Source organism: Caballeronia sp. LjRoot31, assembly GCF_964253885.1.
Lineage (GTDB): Bacteria > Pseudomonadota > Gammaproteobacteria > Burkholderiales > Burkholderiaceae > Caballeronia.
Genome location: NZ_CAXURX020000002.1, coordinates 1166998 through 1187760, shown reverse-complemented (window position 1 = coordinate 1187760; position 20763 = coordinate 1166998). Strand labels below are relative to the sequence as shown.

Annotated in this window: 17 protein-coding genes; 7 read left to right on the top strand and 10 right to left on the bottom strand. The window is 61.3% G+C overall.

Annotated elements, in window-relative coordinates:
- Window positions 1-86: 86 nt before the first annotated feature.
- Both ACSQ8V_RS23705 and ACSQ8V_RS23700 read left to right on the top strand, forming a co-directional pair.
- Window positions 87-725 carry a flavin reductase family protein gene (locus tag ACSQ8V_RS23705; RefSeq protein ID WP_436183931.1) on the top strand — a complete coding sequence of 213 codons (639 nt, stop codon included), beginning with the start codon at window positions 87-89 and terminating at the stop codon, window positions 723-725.
- Between the two features lie 64 nt (window positions 726-789).
- Complete coding sequence (locus ACSQ8V_RS23700) at window positions 790-1701, top strand: SMP-30/gluconolactonase/LRE family protein (RefSeq protein ID WP_213766410.1); 912 nt, start codon at window positions 790-792, stop codon at window positions 1699-1701.
- A gap of 1116 nt (window positions 1702-2817) precedes the next feature.
- Here ACSQ8V_RS23700 and ACSQ8V_RS23695 read toward each other — a convergent pair.
- The 10 genes from ACSQ8V_RS23695 to ACSQ8V_RS23650 form a co-directional block, all read right to left on the bottom strand.
- Entirely contained in the window at window positions 2818-3429 is a 612-nt protein-coding gene (locus tag ACSQ8V_RS23695; protein ID WP_436183929.1) for a dihydroxyacetone kinase subunit L, read from the bottom strand.
- Between the two features lie 2 nt (window positions 3430-3431).
- The gene (locus tag ACSQ8V_RS23690; RefSeq protein WP_436207345.1) at window positions 3432-4433 is read right to left on the bottom strand and encodes a dihydroxyacetone kinase subunit DhaK; all 1002 of its coding nucleotides are present in this window, start codon (window positions 4431-4433) and stop codon (window positions 3432-3434) included.
- Window positions 4434-4521: 88 nt separating this feature from the next.
- Complete coding sequence (locus ACSQ8V_RS23685; RefSeq protein ID WP_213766406.1) at window positions 4522-5232, bottom strand: ABC transporter ATP-binding protein; 711 nt, start codon at window positions 5230-5232, stop codon at window positions 4522-4524.
- A complete protein-coding gene (locus ACSQ8V_RS23680) occupies window positions 5210-5992 on the bottom strand; it encodes an ABC transporter ATP-binding protein (protein WP_213766457.1) in 783 nt (260 codons plus the stop codon). Before ACSQ8V_RS23680 ends, ACSQ8V_RS23685 begins: the two co-directional genes overlap by 23 nt.
- Window positions 5989-7020 (bottom strand): branched-chain amino acid ABC transporter permease, encoded by a 1032-nt coding sequence (locus ACSQ8V_RS23675; protein WP_213766405.1) that lies wholly within the window; start codon window positions 7018-7020, stop codon window positions 5989-5991. Before ACSQ8V_RS23675 ends, ACSQ8V_RS23680 begins: the two co-directional genes overlap by 4 nt.
- On the bottom strand, window positions 7017-7886 hold the full coding sequence (locus ACSQ8V_RS23670) for a branched-chain amino acid ABC transporter permease (RefSeq protein WP_213766403.1): 870 nt from the start codon (window positions 7884-7886) through the stop codon (window positions 7017-7019). Before ACSQ8V_RS23670 ends, ACSQ8V_RS23675 begins: the two co-directional genes overlap by 4 nt.
- Window positions 7887-7986: 100 nt before the next feature.
- Window positions 7987-9165, bottom strand: coding sequence for an ABC transporter substrate-binding protein (locus tag ACSQ8V_RS23665; protein ID WP_213766402.1), 1179 nt, complete (start codon window positions 9163-9165; stop codon window positions 7987-7989).
- Between the two features lie 109 nt (window positions 9166-9274).
- Entirely contained in the window at window positions 9275-10174 is a 900-nt protein-coding gene (locus tag ACSQ8V_RS23660) for an MBL fold metallo-hydrolase (RefSeq protein ID WP_213766401.1), read from the bottom strand.
- 482 nt (window positions 10175-10656) lie between these two features.
- Window positions 10657-11970 carry an MFS transporter gene (locus ACSQ8V_RS23655; protein ID WP_436207344.1) on the bottom strand — a complete coding sequence of 438 codons (1314 nt, stop codon included), beginning with the start codon at window positions 11968-11970 and terminating at the stop codon, window positions 10657-10659.
- Between the two features lie 394 nt (window positions 11971-12364).
- Window positions 12365-13306 (bottom strand): LysR family transcriptional regulator, encoded by a 942-nt coding sequence (locus ACSQ8V_RS23650; RefSeq protein ID WP_213766399.1) that lies wholly within the window; start codon window positions 13304-13306, stop codon window positions 12365-12367.
- A gap of 161 nt (window positions 13307-13467) precedes the next feature.
- On the opposite strand from ACSQ8V_RS23650, the gene ACSQ8V_RS23645 reads away from it, so the two are divergent.
- The 5 genes from ACSQ8V_RS23645 to ACSQ8V_RS23625 all read left to right on the top strand — a co-directional run bounded on the left by ACSQ8V_RS23645 (window position 13468) and on the right by ACSQ8V_RS23625 (window position 20704).
- A complete protein-coding gene (locus tag ACSQ8V_RS23645; protein ID WP_436207343.1) occupies window positions 13468-15525 on the top strand; it encodes a hydantoinase/oxoprolinase family protein in 2058 nt (685 codons plus the stop codon).
- A gap of 2 nt (window positions 15526-15527) precedes the next feature.
- Window positions 15528-17258, top strand: a complete 1731-nt coding sequence (locus ACSQ8V_RS23640) for a hydantoinase B/oxoprolinase family protein (protein ID WP_436207342.1) — start codon at window positions 15528-15530, stop codon at window positions 17256-17258.
- Complete coding sequence (locus ACSQ8V_RS23635) at window positions 17251-18441, top strand: CaiB/BaiF CoA transferase family protein (RefSeq protein WP_436207341.1); 1191 nt, start codon at window positions 17251-17253, stop codon at window positions 18439-18441. The genes ACSQ8V_RS23640 and ACSQ8V_RS23635 overlap by 8 nt, the downstream gene beginning before the upstream one ends.
- A gap of 2 nt (window positions 18442-18443) precedes the next feature.
- A complete protein-coding gene (locus tag ACSQ8V_RS23630; RefSeq protein ID WP_436184936.1) occupies window positions 18444-19253 on the top strand; it encodes an enoyl-CoA hydratase-related protein in 810 nt (269 codons plus the stop codon).
- A gap of 68 nt (window positions 19254-19321) precedes the next feature.
- Window positions 19322-20704 (top strand): MFS transporter, encoded by a 1383-nt coding sequence (locus tag ACSQ8V_RS23625; protein ID WP_436207340.1) that lies wholly within the window; start codon window positions 19322-19324, stop codon window positions 20702-20704.
- Window positions 20705-20763: the final 59 nt, after the last annotated feature.

Genomic DNA, 20763 nt, shown 5'->3' with positions numbered 1-20763 from the left:
GCCGCCATGAGCTTGCCACGCGTCTTGATGCAAGGGCCGTGGCGCGGTGCGCCGCTGTCGGCTATTCATTTATCAACAGGATCGTCATGTACTTCGATTTCGCGAAACATACCCCGCATGAGCGTTACAAGCTGCTGTCGTCGACGGTCACGCCTCGCCCTATTGCCTGGGTGTCGACCATGGATGCAAACGGCCAGCCCAATGCCGCGCCGTTCTCGTTCTTCAATGTCTTCGCCGAAGATCCGGCGACGCTCGGCTTCGCCATCAACCATCGTTCCGATATCGATCGCAAAGACACTGGCGAAAACGTGCGCTTGCAAAACGAGTTCGTCGTCAATCTCGTGAGCGACGATACGGTCGAGCGCATGAACATCACCGCGATCGAATTCGGGCCGGAGGTCGATGAATTCGTCGCGGCGGGTCTGACGCCGGCGCCTTCTACGCTGATTCGCACGCCGCGGATTGCGCAAAGCAGCGTCTCGTTCGAATGCGAGTTGATGCAGATCGTTCCGCTGGGCACACGCCGCTCGCTGATCATTGGCGAAGTGCTCGCCATGCACATCAGCGATCACGCTGTGCTGGACGCCGGGCGATGTTTGATCGATACCCCGCGGCTACAGCTTGTCGGGCGCATGCATGGCCATCACTACGTGCGCACCAGCGAGATTTTCAACATGCCGACGATTCCTGTCGCCACGTGGAATTCGAAAACCGCAACCGAATGATTGCAAGCCCGCGGGCGTTCCGGCGCAACCCATCGCCCGCATTCATTTTTTATGGAGACACGTTGTGAGCCCGGAATTCGAAATCATCAACTACGCGCGTTTTCGCACGAGCCTGGTTGCGAACGCACGCATTGAAGTGCTGCATACAGGCATGCGCTGGCCGGAAGGTCCTGTTTATTTCGCCGACGGCGATTACCTGCTGTGGAGCGACATTCCAAACGATCGTATCATGCGTTGGGTGGAAGGTGCGCCGGCGACGGTTTATCGCAGCCCGTGCAATCATGCCAACGGCAATACTCGCGATCGTCAAGGACGACTGATTACCTGCGAGAGTGGCGGGCGCCGTGTGACCCGTACTGAAGTCGACGGAACGATCACCGTGCTTGCCGATCGATTCGAAGGCAAGCGGCTCAATTCACCGAATGATATTGTCGTGAAGTCCGATGACACGATCTGGTTCAGCGATCCGGACTACGGCATCCTTAGTGACTACACCGGTCATAAGGCGAAAAGTGAGATCGGGGCGAACAATGTGTATCGGCTTGATCCGCGCAACGGAGAAATGTCGATTGCAACGGGCGCGCTGGTGAAGCCGAACGGGCTTGCCTTTTCGCCCGATGAGACCATTTTGTATATCGCGGATTCAGGGGTTTCTCACGATCCGTCGGGACCGCATCATATTGTCGCGTATGACGTGATCGATGGGCACCGGCTTGGCGATCAACGTGTGTTTGCGACTATCTCGCCGGGTGTGGCGGACGGTTTTCGTGTTGATACTGAAGGTAATATCTGGACGACAGCCGGCGATGGTGTGCATTGCTATGCAGCCGATGGCGAGTTGATCGGCAAGATCCATTTGCCTGAGGTCGCGACTAACCTGACCTTCGGCGGTCCGAAGCGAAATCGGCTGTTCGTGACGACGGCTTCGTCGTTGATGGCGGTGTATGTGGGGCAGAGTGGCGCGCAGCGACCTTGATTTGGGTTTCGTTCGCACTTGGGGTTTTCTGGTGCGGGCGGGGTTTGGTCGTTGGAGGGACGGAGGCGGTTCCGGGGTTAGTCGGGGGCAGTGCCGGGGCGGTCGGTTCTGGGGTTAGTGGTCGGGGTCTATGCCGGGTTGGTGCTTTCGGCCGTGGTGGTCTGCCTGACTCGGATTTTCTCTTTATCACTATTAGCCACTGTGCGTGGCGGCACGTCATTTCTTTGTCCAAAGCGACAAAGAAACGAAGCAAAGAAAACGCTTTTAAACCACGCTACCCTAAGTGTCCACAGCGTGCAGTTTTCATTCATAGGTGCCCCAAAAGCACGGTGCTCGCCAGAGCGCCGGATGTATGAACCCCTCCTTCTCGCGAATCCTGACACGAACACGCTTCGCCCCGTACGCTCTCGGGCAAGCACAATTGCCAATGAACCCGCACGGCCTTACAGATATTTACGGCTGCGGTTTTTTGACAGGTTAGCTACTTGGTCTGTGCGAGCGTATTCATAGGCCACAGCTTCATGCGTGTTTGTGTTTACTGCTTCAGTTTTTGTGAATTGGCTGCGCATTCTGTACAGCTATTTTCGTCGGTTACGGCCTTACGCATTCTGCAGCGTTGTTTCTTGGCGGGTTGGCTACGTGGTTCGTTATGCGTACAAATTCGGTGGCTGGTTCACGCGGATAGCGCGGGGTGCCCCTTGGGCAGGTTCAATCACTGGTGGCGAAGCGTGTGGGTATCCGTGTTCGGAGAAGGAGGGGTTCACACATTCTTCGCTCTGGCGAGCACCGTGCTTTTGGGGCACCTATGAATGAAAACTGCACGCTGTGGACACTTAGGGTAGCGTGGTTTAAAAGCGTTTTCTTTGCTTCGTTTCTTTGTCGCTTTGGACAAAGAAACGACGTGCCGCCACGCACAGTGGCTAATAGTGATAAAGAGAAAATCCGACTCATGCAAGCCGCTAACGCCGAAAGCAGCAACCCGGCATTGACCCCGACCACTAACCCCAGAACCGACCACCCCGGCATAGACCCCGACCGCTACCCCCCCAATAACCAAACCCCCGAACATAGCCCCTACCCCCGCCCAATCCCCAGTGCGAACGAAACCCCGCCCTCCTACCCCTCCGAAAAACTCGCCACCATATACCGAAACGCGATCATGCCCGGATCATCCAGACCGATGGATTTTTGTGCGAACATCCGCGCCCGCCCAATTCGGTTTGGCCGCGTCCGGAAATTCTCGATGGCCGCATCCACCGCCGCACTCGCCGCTGCATGCTGCGCCTTCGGATCCGATAACCCCTCAATCGCGTCCCTCGCCGCTGCCAGCGTGTCGAGCACAGTCTTGTCGCCGAGCTTCGCACCACCACGCTGCGACATTGCATCAAGCGACGCCTGTAGCTCAGCCGGCAATGCATTCCACTCAAGCGTCGCACAACCCTCGAGCCGCTTCGCGAGCGTCATGAACGTCAAGGTCAACAGCGTCCCGAAGCTTGAACCTGATGCGCGCGCACACCCCATCGCGCAAGCCTTGAAGAGCTGCCCAAGGTCGGCATACGGCCCCGCATCGAGCGCCGTGCGCACAGCCGCCGCAGACTTGACGAGCGTCACGCCCAGATCGCCGTCGCCGAGCTGGCCGTCAAGCCGGTTCAGTTCCGGCGCGGCGCTGTCCATTGCATCGGCCCAACGACGCAGCGCATGATCGGTTGCACCTACGGTTATCGGCATGCTCACGATCTCCAGAATGGACAATTCGCCGGCGCGCGCAACAATGCCTCGAGTTCGCCGTCGAGCCGTTGCAGCGTGAGCGACGCGCCGGTCATTTCCATCGATGTCGCATAGCGGCCAACCAGCGGCGCAACAATGCTCACGCCGTTGGCCGCAAGCTCCCGGGCGACCGCGCGATAAAGAATATAAAGTTCCTCATAAGGCGTTGCGCCCAGCGAGTTGACCATCACCGAAACGCGCTCGCCTGTGCCAATGCCAAGGTCGCTCAACACGCGCTCGAGCATCTCGGCAGCAAGCGTATCGGCCGTCTTCAGTTCACCCCGCCAGATGCCCGGCTCACCGTGAATGCCCATGCCCATCTCGATCTCGTTGTCGCCGATCGTGAAGCTCGGTACACCGGCTTCAGGGACGATGCAAGGCGTGAGCGCCACGCCGATCGAAGCGCAGGCATCGACGGCTTTACGGGCCACGCGCGTGACGTCCTCCAGCGATGCGCCCCGCTCTTCCGCTTTCGCACCCGCGATCTTGTACGCATAGACCACACCCGCCACGCCGCGCCGCTTCGCGCGCTCTTCATGGCTCGCGCTGGCGACGTCGTCGGCAACCAGCACGGTCGCACTTCGCATGCCATCAAGCTCGGTCAGCTCACCCGCCATGTCGAAGTTCATCCGGTCGCCGCCGTAGTTTCCATACAGGCGCAGCACGCCCGCGCCGTGATCGGCTGCGCGCATTGCGTCGATACAATCGCCAATCGCCGGCCCCGCGAAGACGTTGCCGACCGCGCATGCGTCGAGCAGGCCCGGGCTCACGTAGCCGGTGAACAAGGGCAGATGTCCCGAGCCGCCGCCGGATACCACGCCGACCTTGCCGTCAAAACCAGGCTCGGCGCGCATGATGACGCGACCGCTTTCACCCGTGCGCCGGTACACATCGGGATGCGCTGCGCACATTCCGTCGAGTGTCTCGTCGACGTAATCGTCCGGTTGATTCAGTATCTTCTTCATCGTTTCCTTGGAGGCCGTTGCGGCCTGTCGCATCGTATGCAAAAGAGCGGGGCTTGAAGTGTGATGCCGTGATGCACCGGGTACCGCGTCACACGCCGAGATAAGCGTTACGCACGGCAGGATCTTGGAGCAACGCCTCGGTCTGCCCGGTATTCACCGAGCGGCCCAGCTCGAAGATCGTCGCTCTCGACGCAAGGTGCATCGCCCAGTGCGCGTTCTGCTCGGCGAGAATCACCGTGAGCTTCTCTTCACGGCGGATCTCGTCGAGTACGTCACCAATACGCTCGACAATGATCGGCGCAAGCCCAAGCGACGGCTCGTCGAGCAAGAACAGTTTTGGCCGCGACATGAGCGCCCGGCCGATAGCGAGCATCTGCTGCTCGCCACCACTCAGGTTGCTGGCGTGCTGCTTCACGCGTTCCTTCAAGCGCGGAAAATAGCGGTAGATCTGTTGCATGCGCACCTGGGACTCATCGCGTGCACGCGTGAATGCGCCCATGCGCAAGTTCTCCTCCACCGTCAATTGCGGGAAGACGCGCCGCCCCTCCGGCGACAGCGCAATGCCACGGCGGACGATTTCACTGGTCTTCAGTCCAGCCAGGTCCTCGCCTTCGAACGTGATCTTGCCGCTGCTGTAATGCGCCATTCCAATGATGGCCTTGATCGCACTGCTCTTGCCCGCGCCGTTGCTGCCGACAAGCGCGAAGATCTCGCCCTCGTCCACGGAAAACGACACGTCCTGCGTGCCGATCACACGGCCATAGCGCACGTTCAAATCAGATACTATGAGCTGCGGCATGACCCCTCCCAAGATACGCTTCGATGACCAGCGGATTCGCAAGCACCTCGAGCGGCAAGCCCGTTGTCAACTCGTGTCCCTGGTTCATCACCATGACGCGGTCGCAGAGTCCCTTCATGAAACGCATGTTGTGATCAATGACAACGACCGTGATGCCGCGCTCGCGAATTTTCAGAATGGTGTCGCGCACGTGATCGGCTTCCTCGGCGCTCAGGCCGGCGACGGGCTCATCGAGCATGATGATGCGCGGTTGCGCCGCCAGCGAGATGACCATGCCGAGCGTCTTCTGATGTCCGTACGGAAGACTGCCCGCCTTGAGATGGGCGACATCGGCGAGATTGAGCCATTCCAGCAATTCATTCACGCGACGCACGGATTCTTCCCTTAGCCGACGCGCACGCGCGGTATTCAGGAACGCCGCAACAGCGCCCGGATACATGCCGAGATACGCACCACGCATCGCGTTCTCGCGGACCGTGCGCTCGCCGTACACCGTCGTCGACTGGAAGGTGCGGACGAGCCCCTTGCGGGCCAGCACGTGGGGCAGCAGCCCGGTCACGTCTTCGCCCGCGACCCGTACGTGACCGCTGCTCGGCCGGATCACGCCGCTCACCAGATTGATGGCCGTCGTCTTGCCTGCGCCGTTGGGTCCAATGATGCCGAGGATTTCGTTTTCATCGACGTGAAAGGTCAGGTCGGATACGGCGGCCAAGCCGCCGAAGTGCCGGGTGAGCTTGTCGATATCGAGCAGATGGGTCATTGCGTTCCCCTCCTCGCGCCGCGCTCTTGCGAGAGCCGCCTGAACAACGTGCCGATATCCGCAATGCCTCCCGAGAAAAACGCCATGACGAGAATCAGCACGATGCCGAAGAACACATGCTGAAGTTCCACATAACCACGCAGAAACTCAGGCAGCAGGACGATGAACAACGTGCCGACAATCGGCCCGATCAGCGTGTACATGCCGCCGACCACATTGATGACCACGAGATTGAGCGACTGGTCCATCGAGAACGACGTTGGATCGATGTAGTGGACGAAGTGCCCTTGCAGCGCACCGGCCACGCCGGCCAGTCCGCAGCCCAGCATGAAGATGACCACTTTCGTGCGCAGGACCGGCACACCGGAACAGCGCGCAAGCGCCTCGCTTTCGCGGATCGATTCGATCGTGCGGCCAATCTCTGAAGTCAGCAGCCGTGCGATGAACGCCAGGATCACGACCACGAACGCAAGCGCGAGATAATAGAACGGTACCGGCTGCGCAAACAGCGGACTCGGCGAGGGCACGCCCGATATGCCGCTCGATCCGCCCGTCACGCTCGACCAGTTGACGAACACGGTCCTGACAATTTCACCGAGCAGGAATGTAACCAGCACGAAGTACTTGCCGGTCAGGCGCAGCACGACCGGGCCAATCAGCAATGCAATCACGGCAGGCGCGAGAAAACCGAGCGCGAGGGCCAGCGGAAATGCGAGGTTCAACTGCATGGTCGCAATCGCCGATACGTAAGCGCCAATGCCCATGAACGCCGCATGCCCAAGCGAGACGTGACCCGTCCGCACGATCAGGTGCAAGGACGCTGCGGCAATCGCCGTGATGAAGGTGGTCACCGCAACGGACAGGATGAACTTGTTCGTGAACACCAGCGGCAATGCAATCAGCGCCAGCACAATGATCGCAAGCACACCCGGATGCGTGAGCCAGCGGCGCACCGGCTGTTCACCGAGCCTGCGCGGCCTCACGCCTTGATGCAATGCGCCGGAATCGATAGTCGATGGTTTGCTCATGCTTCCCTCGCTCCTAACAGGCCCCAGGGCCGCACGATCAACAACAGGATGACCGCCCCGAACGACACGAAAACCGATGTCGCGCTGCCGTAGAACGTCCCGAGGAAACTATTGGCGAAACCGAGCAGCAAGCCGCCCAGCGCCACCCCTGGAATACTGCCCATGCCGCCCAGGATCACGACCACGAAGGCGATCATCAACTGTGGCTCACCGGCGAACGGCGAGAGCGCATAGGTCTGCGCATAGAAGCCGCCGGCGAGCGCCGCCATGAAAATTGCAATGAAGAACGCGAGCCGATAAATAGACTTGCTGTTGACGCCTTGCGCCTCGGCAATGTCGACATCCTGCGATGCCGCGCGCATGGCGAGCCCGTACCGGGAGTAATGCGTGAACAGATAGAACGCCAGCAGCGCCACGGCCGCGATCCCGGCAATGATCAGCTTTTGCGCGGGAAACACGAGAGTGCCCGCTTGCATCAGCGCGTCCGTGCTCGGCGGCACCGAACGCTCCTCGGCATTCCACGCAATGACCGCGAGGTACGTGATCGCCATGTCGAGCCCGAGCAGCCCGATCATGCTCTGGAACATCTTCTGATAGAAAAACCGGTATACGAGCCGCTCAAGCACGAGCGCTCCCGTGGCAACAACGAACGCGGCGAGCGGCGCCGCGACCAGGTACGGCAATCCGAGATTGCCGTAAAGGTAATAGAGCGCATAGCCCCCCAGCATCGCAAATGCTCCATGCGCAAAATTCACGACACGCATGATGCCGAACAGCAAGGTGAACCCGAGCGCGATCAGAATATAGATCGCGCTCAGGCCTATGCCGTCCACAAACACTTGCGCTAAAACAGAAAAAGAAAACATGAACGCTCCTGAATCGCTTTTCACCGATTACCGCAGCAGCCGAATCCGCGCGTGGAGCGCGGGCATCGACCGTGGGCAATCCGGGGCTGCCGGGCTGCCGTTAGGGCGTGATCACCGCTTTCACCGTTGCTTTGCCGTTCTGCACTTCCTTGATCACGAACGTATGCAGAAGCTGGTGATTCACGCCGTAGTTCTTCTCGCCGGTCCACACCACCTTGCCGAAAATCGGTGCGTCATAGTTTCCGCCCAGCTTTTCGATCTGGTCGCGAATCTTGGTTGTGTCGGTGGAATCGGCGCGGCGCATTGCTTCGAAGTAGATGTTCGCGGCGTTGTAGTAGACCGGTGCGAGCCCGTTCATCACACCGGTGTACTTCTTGTGATAAAGCGCCACGAACGGCTGGACACGTGGCAAGGATTCGTCAATGACGTCGTACTTCAGCATGTTGTTGGCAAGCGGCCCCGCAATAGCGATCAGCTCATCAATACCGGCCCCGCCCGACTGCACGATCAGCCCTTTGTAGCCAACCTGGCGCGCCTGCTTGACGAGGAGCCCGGCTTCGCCCGGCGCGTTCGCGTTGAGATCGAATACATCGACGTTCTGCGCCATCATGCGCAGCACCAGCGGCGTGAACTCCTTCGTTCCCCGCTCATAGTTCTCGGTCCATACAGTGAACCCCTGGTTCTTGTAGGCCGTCGCCAGGATCGGCACGCCCGCCTGCCCCGTCGCGTCGTTCGGCGCAATCATGCCGACCTTTTTCGCATTCGGATAAGTCTTCTTCAACCACGCAACGATGGGTTCGGAGAATTCGAGGGTGCTGTTGTTGATACGAAATACGTACGCGCCCTGCCACTCGTTCTTCAGGATCGCGGGGGCATAACCGTCGACGAACTGAATTACCTTCGCCGGTTGCGTGACCGGCAGCGAGCCCATTGCGCCGGGTGAGCCGACCGGGCCAAAAATAACCTTCACTTCGTCGCGATTGACGAGCCGGTCAGCGGCCGTCTTCGCCTGCGCCGCGTTGTACTGGTCGTCGTAGGGGATCACCTCCAGCTTGTAGGTCTTGCCCGCGAGCTTCAAACCGCCCTGTTCGTTGATCTGGTCAGCCGCGATCTGTACGCCCCGCTCGAGCCCGAGGCCCCAGGCAGTGCCGCCTCCGGACAGCGAAGCAATCACGCCAATCTTCATCACTTCCTGCGCATGGGCCGACAATGCGATTGCGCACAAAGCACCCGCGCACAACGCGCGTGTCGCGATCGCCCCAAACTTCCTCTTGCTCATACATGTCTCCAGTTGGAATTGTCCGGGCAGCTAACTACCCGCCCGAGATGCGATTACTTCAACCGGCAACGAAAGCCCCCTGCTCCATTGCGCGGTTTTTGCCCGGGCGTCAGTCTTCCTTGAACGCGAAGCGGAACTGATCACCATGACTCACGATGCGGCCCGCGGTCGGCGAAGGAAAGTGTCCTGTCATGACAAGCGTGTCGGTATCGGCGTAACGGCGCATGAGCCCCAGGCGCGTGTCCCGCGCTTGCTGCGGGTTGAAGTCCGCCAGGTTGGCGACGCTCGTATCGATGAACTGGATCGGGTGATGAATGACGTCGCCTGTGAACACGGCGCGTTCGCGGCCATGCTCGCCCACATTGACGAACACATGGCCCGGTGTGTGGCCGCATGCCGGAGACAACCAGATGTTCTCGCCCAGTTCGCGCTCGACCATGTGGTCCAACTCGACCATGTCCGCGCGGCCGTGCTCGACAACCGGCAGGACGCTGTCGTCGAATGAGCCGCGATTGACCGGCGTGTGCGGATCGGCATGTTTCTGCTTCAACAGGTGCTCGTATTCCACGCGCGCCATCAGGTAGCGCGCGTTCGGGAACGTCGGCACCCATTTGCCATTCTGAAGGCGTGTGTTCCAGCCAACGTGATCCGCATGCAAATGCGTGCACAACACGATGTCGATGTCTTCAGGCCGCACGCCGATAGCGGCGAGGTTGGCGAGATACGGCGTATCGAGGTCGTTCCAGGCCGGCATCGAGGGACGCTGCTTGTGGTTGCCGTTACAGGCATCGACCAGGATGGTGTGATGCCGGGTGCGGATGACATAGCTATGAAAGCTCATGTACAGCCTCGTGGACCCGGGTTCCACGAGCAGCGGACCGAGCGTGTGCCGATGCGCTGCGACAAGCTCTTCGTCAATCGATGGAAACAGCCACTTTGCTTCCAGCGCCATCCGCGCAATCTCATCGACTTTATGGATTGCTACGTTGCCAATCTTCTGAACGTTCAAGTCAGTCTCCTGAATCTTTTCTTACCGCGGTTCATCCAAATGTTGCGAGCGTCGCCGCTCGATCGAGATGCCGGCCTGACCACGATTGCGCGACGCGTGTGTCTTGTCGCTCACTACGTCGTGATGCCCGGCTGAAGCCGGCTTGCACCTGTTTTCCTGTGACCCCGAGCGCATTCTCCGGCGTGTGCATCCGGTACGAACGCGCCTGTATTTATATCATCGGCCATGACAGAAATATTTTTTATTTTTTATATTCTATGTCTCGTCGGCCTTTGTCAAGCGACAGTTTGAGCACGCGGGACTTCAGCGCATGGGGGAGCGCGGGCCCTGGCGGCGAAACGCTGCAAGCATCATCAAGGTCGATACAGTCGGTCGGAGGCCGGCTCACCTGAGCTTCGCGGTCGCATGGTTTGCGTCTCGGCATGGGACCTGTCAGTGGCCGCGGGTGACGTGCGCCGGTAACGCGCGACGGGTGTATGCCGTTATCGGTTCACCAGTTTTGCCGGGATGGAAAGAATCAGGAAGGCGCTCAGAACCAGCCACGCGGCCAGCATCCAGACGCCGTAGCGCGCGTCGTGCGTCACATCATTGAGCCGTCCTGTCAGGAACGGACTCGCGAATCCCGCCAGGCCGCCCACGGAATTGATCAACCCGATACCGGCCGCGCCCGATGCGTCTTTCAGGAACGCTGTCGGGAGGCACCAGAAAAGCGGCAGCGTTGTCATCACGCCAGCGGTCGCGAGCGTCAGCGCAGCAATGGCGAACGACGGTTGATCGACCAGCAAGGTACTCAGAACAAAACCCAGCGTACCGACCAGTGCGGGGCCAGCCACGTGCCAGCGCCGTTCTCGCAGGCGGTCGCCGCTTCGGCTGACCAGCACCATCGCGACCACGGCAACTGCATAAGGAATCGCGCTCAGGTAGCCGATCTCGAAGTTATCGTGGATGCCCATTTTCTGTACCAGCGTGGGCAGCCAAAAACCGATGCCGTACTGTCCCATCGCATTGCAGAAGTTGATCGCCACGCATATCCACACGCGCCGGTCCAGCAGCATCTGCGTGAAGGACGCGTCGGCCTTCCCTCGCCGTTCGTTCGCAAGTTGCGAGCGGACGTACTGTTTCTCATCCGAGGTCATCCATTTGACGTCGGCCAGGTTATTTGGCAAGAAGAAGAACAGCACGAACCCAAGAACGATGGACGGCAATGACTCAAGCAGAAACAGCCACTGCCATGAGGCCAGGCCACCCGTCCCTCTCATATGCTCCATGATCCATCCCGATACCGGACCGCCGAGCACACCGGCAATGGGTATGCCGATCATGAACAGGGTGATGACCTTGCCGCGTTGCTCCGAAGGGAACCACTGGGTCAGATACAGCACCACACCCGGAAAGAAGCCGGCTTCCGCGATGCCGAGCAGGAAACGCATGACATAGAACATGGTCGGCGTATGCACGAAGAGCGTCGCGGCGGACACCAGCGCCCACGTAATCATGATTCGCGCCAGCCACAGGCGCGCTCCTACCCGATACAGGATCATGTTGCTCGGCATTTCGAACGCGAGGTAGCCGATAAAGAACATCCCCGCGCCAAGTCCATAGACGGTGTCGCTGAAGCCCAGGTCAGCCGCCATCTGCAGCTTCGCGAATCCGACGTTCACCCGATCCAGGTAACACGCGACATAGCAGATCAAAAGCAAGGGCAGCAAGCGGCGCGCAATGCGGCCATAGACTTGCGCATGGTCGCCGGAAACAGAGGTGGGTGATGCAAGTGTTACAGGATCGGTGGGCTGCACGAATGTCTCCTGAATGCTGTTGGTTTTTCTAGGAATGAGCTCGCTCTCAGGTCGGATGCCGTTTTAAGCCCGGCAGCGGATGCCAGCGAATGATCATGAATAGTCGGATACTTGAATACGCGACGCCATACGAAATCTCGACCGGCATCGAGACCCATAAATTATATTTTATATAAATATAATGCAAATACACAATCGATGCCGCGTTAGGGGTTTGCCCTGAGCGGGTGTATCCGGGAATCGGCGAATGGGAAAACAGCGGGGCGGGAGCGAGGGGAAAAGCGCGTGCGGCCGGGTTGCAAGCGGCCGCACGCCGATGCCTCGGGACCGGGGCGCGGGCATGAGAGCAGGGAAAAGTATTCGACTATGCGCTCAGCTGCGCATGGCGGACGCGTCAGGGGGTGGCGTTTTCGGCCCGGCTGCGGCAAAGGTCGATGAACATCTGGACCGGCCGGGTGAGCGTTGCGCCCCGGCGTGTAGCAATACCGTAAGGCGCGCCGGTGCGCGTGATCTTGATCGGCAGGATGCCGATCAACCCGCCCTCCGCGAAATATTGCGCGACGATCATGGGGATGAGGCCGACGGCGCCATCGCCGGAACGCAGCAGCGCAAGCGTGGCGAACGTGGACGAGGTTTCGGTCGCGTAAGCGGGAAACGGCAGGCCCTCGTCCTCGAACACCTGCTCCAGCAACGAGCGCAGCGGCAAGTGCGCCTGCGGCACGATCCATGGATTCGTCGCGATGTCGAGCAAGCTGACGTCCGGCTTGCGGGCGAGTTCATGCGCCCCGTCCACGACAATGCACATCTCTTCCACGGCAAGCGGAATGAAGTCGTAAGCCTCCGGATGAACGCTGACGCTTGGCCGTCCCAGTACCAGGTCGAGCGTACGCTGGTCCAGCATGGAAAGCAGCCGCGCGCTGTTGTCCTCCCACACTTCCACCGCGACATCCGGTTCCACTTCGCGCAGCGCCTTGAGCGTCGGCGTGAGCCAGCCTGGCACCGCGCCCATCACGGCCCCGATGGCAAGCGTGCCGCCCCTGCCCCGCATGATCGCGGCCAGCTCGTCGCGCAGCGCGCCGACGTCCGCGCGCAAGGTACGCGCGTGGCGGATCACGCAGCGTCCAAGTTCGTTCGCCACGATGCCGCGCGGCGAACGCGCGAACAGTTCCGTGCCGAACATCGATTCTATTTCCCGCAGCGACTTGGTCGTGGCCGGTTGCGAAAGCGACACCTGCTGCGCGGCGCGACGCAACGAGCCGTGATCGTCGAGCGCGATCAGGAGCGCGACATGGCTGCCGCGCAAGCGCCTGAGAATTGCGTCGATACTGGTTATCACCGATATAACTCCACAGTCTCACGTGATCGGAAGGTTTCATTATCTGTGCACCCTCCTGCATCACTACACTCATTCATTCACTAGCAGAGCATGCGGCGGGCGTCCGATCATAGCTGATCAATGCCGCGCCATGAAACCCAGAGACCGTGGAGATGAGCAGCGTGAGAAGAATTGGAATCGACGTGGGAGGCACGTTCACCGACGTCGTCATGGTGGACGATGCAAGCGGTCAGGTCTGGTCGACCAAGGTGCCGACCACGCCCAAGGACCGGGTTGTCGGCGCAATGGAAGGCTACCGGCGCATCCTGGAGATATCGGGCTCGACGAGCGCGGACGTATCGTTTCTCGGCCATGGCACGACCATGGCCACCAACATGGTGGTCGAAGGAACCGGCGCCAAGACCGCGTTGATTACCACGCGCGGCTTTCGCGACATCCTCGAATTGCGGCGTGTATCGCGCCACGACCGGGCCGATCTCTATGACCTGCTGTTCGATAACCCGCGTCCGCTGGTGGAGCGCCGCTGGCGGCTCGAGGTCACCGAGCGCATGACCTTCGACGGGCGCATTGAAGCGCCGCTGCAGCGTAGCGAATTGCACGACCTGGCGGCCTTGATCCGGTCTTCCGACGTGGAAGCGGTCGCGGTTTCGTTCCTGCATGCCCATGTCAATCCTCAGCATGAACGCGAGACCGTCGAGATCTTGCGCCGCTTGCTGCCCGACCGGTTCATCTGTGCATCGCACGACGTCAACCCCGAGGTGATGGAGTACGAACGCACGAGTTCAACCGTCATCAACGCGATGCTCGGCCCCGTTTGCGGACGGTATATCGAGCGCCTTGGCCACGGCCTTGCCGAGCTTGGTTTTAACGGCAAGCTCCTCTTCATGCAGTCGAACGGCGGTCTCGCGAGCACGGCCGTTGTAGCGGATCGTCCTATCGTACTGCTTGAATCGGGCCCGGCGGGCGGCGTCAGCGCGGCCATCCGCAGTTGCGAAAAAAGCGGCCTGCGCAACGCCATTCTCGGCGACATGGGCGGCACCACATTCGATGTCTCGCTCATCCGCGAATTCCGTCCTGAACTGCGCAACAAGAGCCTCTTGCACACCTACGCCGTGCGAAGCCCGAGTATCGATATCGACTCGGTCGGCGCAGGCGGCGGCTCGATCGTATGGATCGATGCGGGCGGCGGCGTGCGTATCGGACCGGAGAGCGCGGGCGCCGATCCGGGACCGGCCTGCTACGGCCGCGGCGGCCAGCGCGCCACCGTGACGGACTGCAATCTCGTGCTTGGTTATATCGATCCGGACAGTTTCCTCGGCGGCGAATTCAAGCTCGATGCCGAGGCCGCGCATCGCGTGGTGGAAGAGCGCGTGGCGAAGCCGCTCGGCATGAGCGTGCTCGAGGCGGCCCAGACCGTGCGCTCGGTAGCCAACGCATTGATGGCGCAGGCCATTCGAATCATGACGGTCGAGCGCGGCTACGATCCGCGCGAGTTCTCCTATATTTGCTACGGCGGCGCAGGCCCGGTTCACGCGCTGGATCTCGCGCAGCAGATGGGGATTCGCCGCGTGGTGATTCCACCGCTGCCGGGCTTGTTCAGTGCGTTCGGCATGACGGTCGCGGACCAGCAATACGACTACCAGCGGCCAGTGGAACGGGATCTCGATCATCTCGACGACGCCGGGCTTTTCTCGCAGTTCGCCGAACTTCTCAACCTGGGCGCAACCGAGCTTCGCCGGCTTGATGTCGATCCTGAAAGCGCGCATATCGTCCGGCTTGCGGATTGCCGCTATGCGGGGCAGCCCGACGTCATTACCGTCGAGGTGCAGGGCCACGAGGACGGCTTGTGCCAGTCGCTCGCAAGCAGCTTCGAGGCGGCCCACCAGCGCCTGTGGAATTTCGTGAGCGCCGATAAACCCATCGTGGTCGCGAACCTGCGGCTGCAAATCGTCACGCCGACCGGCTGGCGCGGCGGCGTGGCGCAATCGGCTGCCGTGACACCATCGGCATCGGCGCGCGCGTCCAAAGCAACACGCTCCGTCTATTTCGATGGCGCCATGCATACCCTTCCCGTGTATCAACGCAGCGCGCTGGCGGTCGGCACGCGCGTCGAGGGGCCCGCTGTCATCGAGGAGCACAGCAGTTGCTCCGTGCTGAAAGCGGCGCAAAACGCCGTTGTCGATGAAGCCCTGAACCTTGTGATTGAACTGGCGGCCTGATTATGGATATCGTTACCTACGAAATTATTCGCAGCAGTCTCTTTGCGATTGCGCGTGAAATGAAGATTGCGATGATGCGCACCGCGGGCAGCCCGCTCATGCACGCAAGCGGCGATTCTTCCGCCGCGATCTTCGACGCCGAGATGCAACTTGTCGCGCAAGGCAATGACATTCCGACCATGCTCGGCTCAGCCGTCATCTCGACGCGCGTGTCCGTTGAAGCCATCGGCCGGGAGAACTTGCGTCCGGGCGACGTGATCGTGAGCAATGACGCGTACGTGGGCGGCGGCAATCATCAGCCGGACGTGCAGTTCACGCGGCCGGTGTTCGTCGGCGATGAGATTGTTGCGTTCGTCATGACGCGTGGCCACTGGACGGATATCGGCGGGCAATCGCCGGGCAGTTATACCGTTACGACCTGGGACGTGTTCGCCGAAGGCATCCGGATTCCGCCGGTGCGGCTTTACCGCGACGACAAGCCGGTGCGCGACGTACTGGAAATCCTGAGCCGCAACAGCCGCAATTCGCATGAACTGCTGCTCGATATCCAGGCGCAATACGCGGGCACGTTCGTGGGCGAACGCCGCCTGGTGGATCTCGTCGAAAAGTACGGCGTGGCCGATCTGCGCGCCGCGATGAGCCAGAGTCTCGATCATTCCGAGAAGCTGATCCGTTCGGCAATCGGAAGGATTCCGAATGGAACCTACGAGGCTGAGGAATATCTCGATCCTATCGAAGCGTATGGCTGGAAGCAGGAACGCCCGTTATTGAAAGTCAAGATCACGGTGGCTGATGACCACATGACGTTCGACTACACAGGTACCGGCGCGCAGGTGCGCGGGGGCATCAACTGCCCGCTGTCGGTCACGTGCAACAGCACCTGGTTCACCGTCAAGGCGATCACCGACATCAGCATTCCGATCAACCAGGGCTGCTATCGGCCGGTCACCATCATTGCGCCGGAAGGCAGCGTGCTGAACTGCCAGTATCCCGCGTCCGTGGTGTCGGGCAACACCGAAACCTCGCCGCGCGTGATCGACCTGCTGTTGAAAGCGCTCGCGTCGGCCATTCCGGAACGCATTGTCGGGCAGAGCAACTGCGCCTCTTGCGCGGGCATTTTCAGCGGCCGCGATACGAACGCCGCCCGCGTCGAGCAGACCGGACAGGCCTTCGTCACGATGCACGATGTTCACGCCGGTGGCATGGGCGCGCGTGCGGACAAGGACGGCGTGAGCGGCATTCGCGTGTATGTGGGCAATGCGGGCAGCCAGTCGGTCGAGATGATCGAACGCAGTTCACCGCTGTTGCTCGAAGAATGGACCCTCGTGCCGGACACCGGCGGCGCGGGGCGGTATCGGGGCGGACTGACATCGCGCCGGGTGTATCGGGTCGACTATGACGAAGCCACGTTCACGGTCTCCGGCGAGCGCGGGCGTTCCGCACCCGAAGGCCACTTCGGCGGCCTGTCGGGAACACCGTTTCTTTGCAGCGTGGAAAAGCCCGACGGCACCGCGACGGTCGTGGCGGCGAAAGGCGGCCAGACAGTTGTGCGCCGCGGGGAACGCGTGATCGTCCAGCCCGCGGGCAGCGGCGGCTACGGCGACCCGCTCGAACGCGAGCGCGAACGTGTCCTCGGCGATATCGCCGACGGCTACATCAGCGCCGATGCCGCGCGCCGGCTGTATCGCGTGGAACTCGACGAGACGCCAGAACCGGCCATCGCGCATGAGTGAGGACGCGACCGTGCAAACGACGCAGCGCACGCCCCTGCCGCTGGCCGGCATCTGCGTGGTCGAGATCGGCCATAGCCTCGCCGCGCCCTATGCGGGCATGATCCTGGGTTCGCTCGGGGCCGAAGTGATCAAGATCGAGAATGCCGGCAAAGGCGACTATGCGCGCGACTGGGGGCCGCCTTTCATCGACGGCGCCGCCGCGCTCTTCCACGCGATCAACCACGGCAAGTCGAGCATCTCGATGTCGTTCGGCAACCCTGAGGAAGTGAGCCTGCTGAAGGCGCTGATTGAACGGCGTGCCGATGTCGTGCTGCAGAACCTGAAAGCAGGCGGTGTCGAAAAGTATGGCCTCGGCGCGGCGCAACTCATGGCCGATAAACCGTCGCTCGTCTACTGCAACCTCGGCGCTTTCGGCACGACGGGTCCGCTGCGGGACAAGCCCGGCTATGACCCGCTCGTCCAGGCGCTCGGCGGCCTGATGAGTTTCCTCGGCGGCCCCGGCGAACCACTGAGCCGCATACCGGTGTCGGTCAACGACATGGGCACCGGCCTTTGGGCCGCGATCGGCGTACTAGCCGCGCTGTTCCGGCGGCAGGTGAGCGGCTCGGGCGAACTCGTCGATGTTTCGTTATACGAAACGGCGATCAGCTGGGGCGGCGTGCAGATTGCCGACTACCTTGCGTCCGGTGTTCTGCCCGGACGATGGGGTTCCGGCACGGCCGCCATCGTGCCGCACCAGGCGTTCGAATGCGCCGACGCCACCATCATGGTCGCGGCCGGCAATGACGGCCTGTTCCGCAAGCTCTGCGCGGTGCTCGGGATTGCCGCGCTCGCCGACGATGCCCGTTTCATGACCAACGGCGCGCGGGTGAGCAATCGTGACGCGTTGATCGAGTTGCTGCAACAGGCTTTTCGCGCGAAGCCGTCGTCTTACTGGCTCGATACGCTCGACGCAGCCGGCATCCCCTCTGGTCCGATCCAGACCATCGATCAGGTGGTCGTCCACGAACAGACCCAGGCGCTCGATATCCTCAAGCGCACGTCGGATGGCTCGGCGACGGTCGTCGGCCTGCCGATATCGTTTGGCGGCGTTCGGCCCGGCAATATCGGCCGCACGCCGGGACTCGGCGAACACAACCATCTACTTGAAGAACTTGAAAAGACAGATCAGGAGAAACCGTGAAGATCAACGAATATCTGGGGTCCGAGTCCCTTGCTACCTTGCAGCTCGAAGAAGTCGACGCCCATATCCTGGTCGTCCGGATCAACCGGCCGGAGGTATCGAATGCGATCAGCACGCAGATGGGCCGCGAACTGATCCGCGTGTTCGGTGCGATCGAACTCGATCCGGAACTCTACCGCTGCGTGATTCTCACGGCGGCGGGCGAGCGCACGTTTTGCGGCGGCGCGGACCTGAAGCAGCGCGAAGGCATGACCGATGAACAGTTCGGCCGTCAGCACTACCTGTTCGAACGCATGAACCGCGCGATCACGAACTGCCCGGTCCCGCTCATCTGCGCGGCGAATGGCTCGGCGGTGGCAGGCGGCCTCGAACTGATGCTTGCTTGCGACTTCGCGTATGCATCGAAGGACGCGGTGTTCGGCTTCACCGAAGTCAAGCGCGGCATCATGCCGGGTGGCGGCGGCACGCAGCAGTTGCCACGCACCATCGGCACGCGGCGGGCGAAGGAACTGATCTTTCGCGGCGCGCGCTTTACCGCCGAGGAAGCGCTTGCGTGGGGCGTGGTCAACAAGCTCTGCGAGGCGCGTGATGTACTGCACGAAGCACTGGCCGCGGCACGCGATATCTGCACCAGCGCGCCGCTTTCGGTGACGCAGGCGAAGAAGGCGATCGACCTTGGCATGCAGGCCGACCTGCGCACGGGACTGTATGTGGAGATAGAGGCATACAACCGCCTGATCCCGACAGCCGACCGGCTCGAGGGTATCAGCGCGTACAACGAGAAACGGCAGCCGACGTTCAAGGGACGCTAGCACGCACTCAGCAAACCGGCACGGACGGCGCCGATCCGTCCGGCCACATACTGGAGGAGACACGCATCATGACCCCCGTTACACCTGTTGAGCCGGCCTACGACGCGGACCGGGCCTACGCGAAAATCACGCGCAGGCTGATCCCGTTCCTGTTCCTGTGCTACGTATTCGCGTTCCTCGATCGCATCAACATCGGCATCGCCCAGCTCGACATGAAGCAGGACGTGGGCTTCAATGACCTGACCTACAGCATCGGCGCGGGCATCTTCTTTCTCGGCTATGTGCTGATGGAAGTGCCGAGCAACCTGCTGCTCGCGCGTATCGGCGTGAAAAAGACGTTTTCGCGCATCATGATTTTGTGGGGCATCGTCGCGGCGGCGACTGCGTTCGTCACCCTGCCCGCGCATCTCTACACGGTGCGCTTTCTGCTCGGCCTGTCCGAAGCGGGCCTGTATCCCGGTGTGATTTTTTACCTCACGCGCTGGTATCCGGTCGAGCGCCGCGCCAAGGTCATCGCGATCTTCACGTGCGCCACGGGCATAGCGGGCCTCTTCGGCGGCCCAATGTCCGGCTGGCTCGTCACGCACATGAACGGCTTTCACGGCATGCACGGCTGGCAATGGATGTTCATCGCGCAGGGACTGCCGGCAAGCGTCCTGGGCGTAGTCGCCTTCTTCTATCTCGACAACAGTCCGGAAGAAGCCAAGTGGCTGACGGCGCCGGAAAAGAAGATGATCGTCGACGACCTGCGCAAGAGCTCAAGCTTCGGCGATGGTCATGCCGAACACACCTTCGCCCGCGCGCTGCGTGATCCGCGCGTGTACCTGATGGGCTTCGTGTGGTTCGCGCAGATCGCCGGCGTGTTTGCGATCGGCTTCTGGCTGCCCACGCTGATCAAAAACTCGGGCGTCGCAAGCCCGCTCGCGATCGGCGGCTACTCGGCCATCCCGTACTTCGTGAGCTGGATCGCGCTGATCCTGCTGAACCGCCATTCGGATCGGACGATGGAGCGCCGCTGGCATTGCGGCGGCGCGATGATCGCCGGTGCTATTGGACTGGTTGCCGCCAGCCTGCTCGCCGGGAACCTCACGTTGTCGCTGATCGCGCTTTCGGTGGCGACCGCCGGCATCCTCGCGCCCAACCCGCTGATCTGGGCAATCTCCACCGATTACATCCGCGGCAGCGGCGCCGCCGGCGGGGTCGCGATCATCAACTGCGTCGGCTTGCTGGGCGGTTTTGTCAGCCCGATGATCATCGGCTCGATCAAGACGATGACCGGCAGCATGATAGGTGGCCTTGGCGCGATTGCGCTGCTCATGCTGATCGGTGCGCTGGCGGTGATCCTGTTCGCGCCGCAAACCCGCGCGCTGCAGGCAAAGGCTGACGCGGCGGGTGCGAGTAACGAACCCGACGCCGATGCCGGTCATTCGGTGAATCCGGCAATTCAGTGAAGGCGCACGCGAGCGCTGTGCCCCGCAGTGCACTTTAACGAGCAATATCGAGGAAACAG

What these genes read in the sequence shown, in the direction of transcription:
- ACSQ8V_RS23705 (WP_436183931.1), top strand. Translation starts at nt 87, where the DNA reads ATGTACTTCGATTTCGCGAAACATACCCCGCATGAGCGTTACAAGCTG.
- ACSQ8V_RS23695 (WP_436183929.1), bottom strand. Translation starts at nt 3,429, where the DNA reads ATGCCGATAACCGTAGGTGCAACCGATCATGCGCTGCGTCGTTGGGCC.
- ACSQ8V_RS23690 (WP_436207345.1), bottom strand. Translation starts at nt 4,433, where the DNA reads ATGAAGAAGATACTGAATCAACCGGACGATTACGTCGACGAGACACTC.
- ACSQ8V_RS23685 (WP_213766406.1), bottom strand. Translation starts at nt 5,232, where the DNA reads ATGCCGCAGCTCATAGTATCTGATTTGAACGTGCGCTATGGCCGTGTG.
- ACSQ8V_RS23680 (WP_213766457.1), bottom strand. Translation starts at nt 5,992, where the DNA reads ATGACCCATCTGCTCGATATCGACAAGCTCACCCGGCACTTCGGCGGC.
- ACSQ8V_RS23675 (WP_213766405.1), bottom strand. Translation starts at nt 7,020, where the DNA reads ATGAGCAAACCATCGACTATCGATTCCGGCGCATTGCATCAAGGCGTG.
- ACSQ8V_RS23670 (WP_213766403.1), bottom strand. Translation starts at nt 7,886, where the DNA reads ATGTTTTCTTTTTCTGTTTTAGCGCAAGTGTTTGTGGACGGCATAGGC.
- ACSQ8V_RS23665 (WP_213766402.1), bottom strand. Translation starts at nt 9,165, where the DNA reads ATGAGCAAGAGGAAGTTTGGGGCGATCGCGACACGCGCGTTGTGCGCG.
- ACSQ8V_RS23640 (WP_436207342.1), top strand. Translation starts at nt 15,528, where the DNA reads ATGGATATCGTTACCTACGAAATTATTCGCAGCAGTCTCTTTGCGATT.
- ACSQ8V_RS23635 (WP_436207341.1), top strand. Translation starts at nt 17,251, where the DNA reads ATGAGTGAGGACGCGACCGTGCAAACGACGCAGCGCACGCCCCTGCCG.
- ACSQ8V_RS23625 (WP_436207340.1), top strand. Translation starts at nt 19,322, where the DNA reads ATGACCCCCGTTACACCTGTTGAGCCGGCCTACGACGCGGACCGGGCC.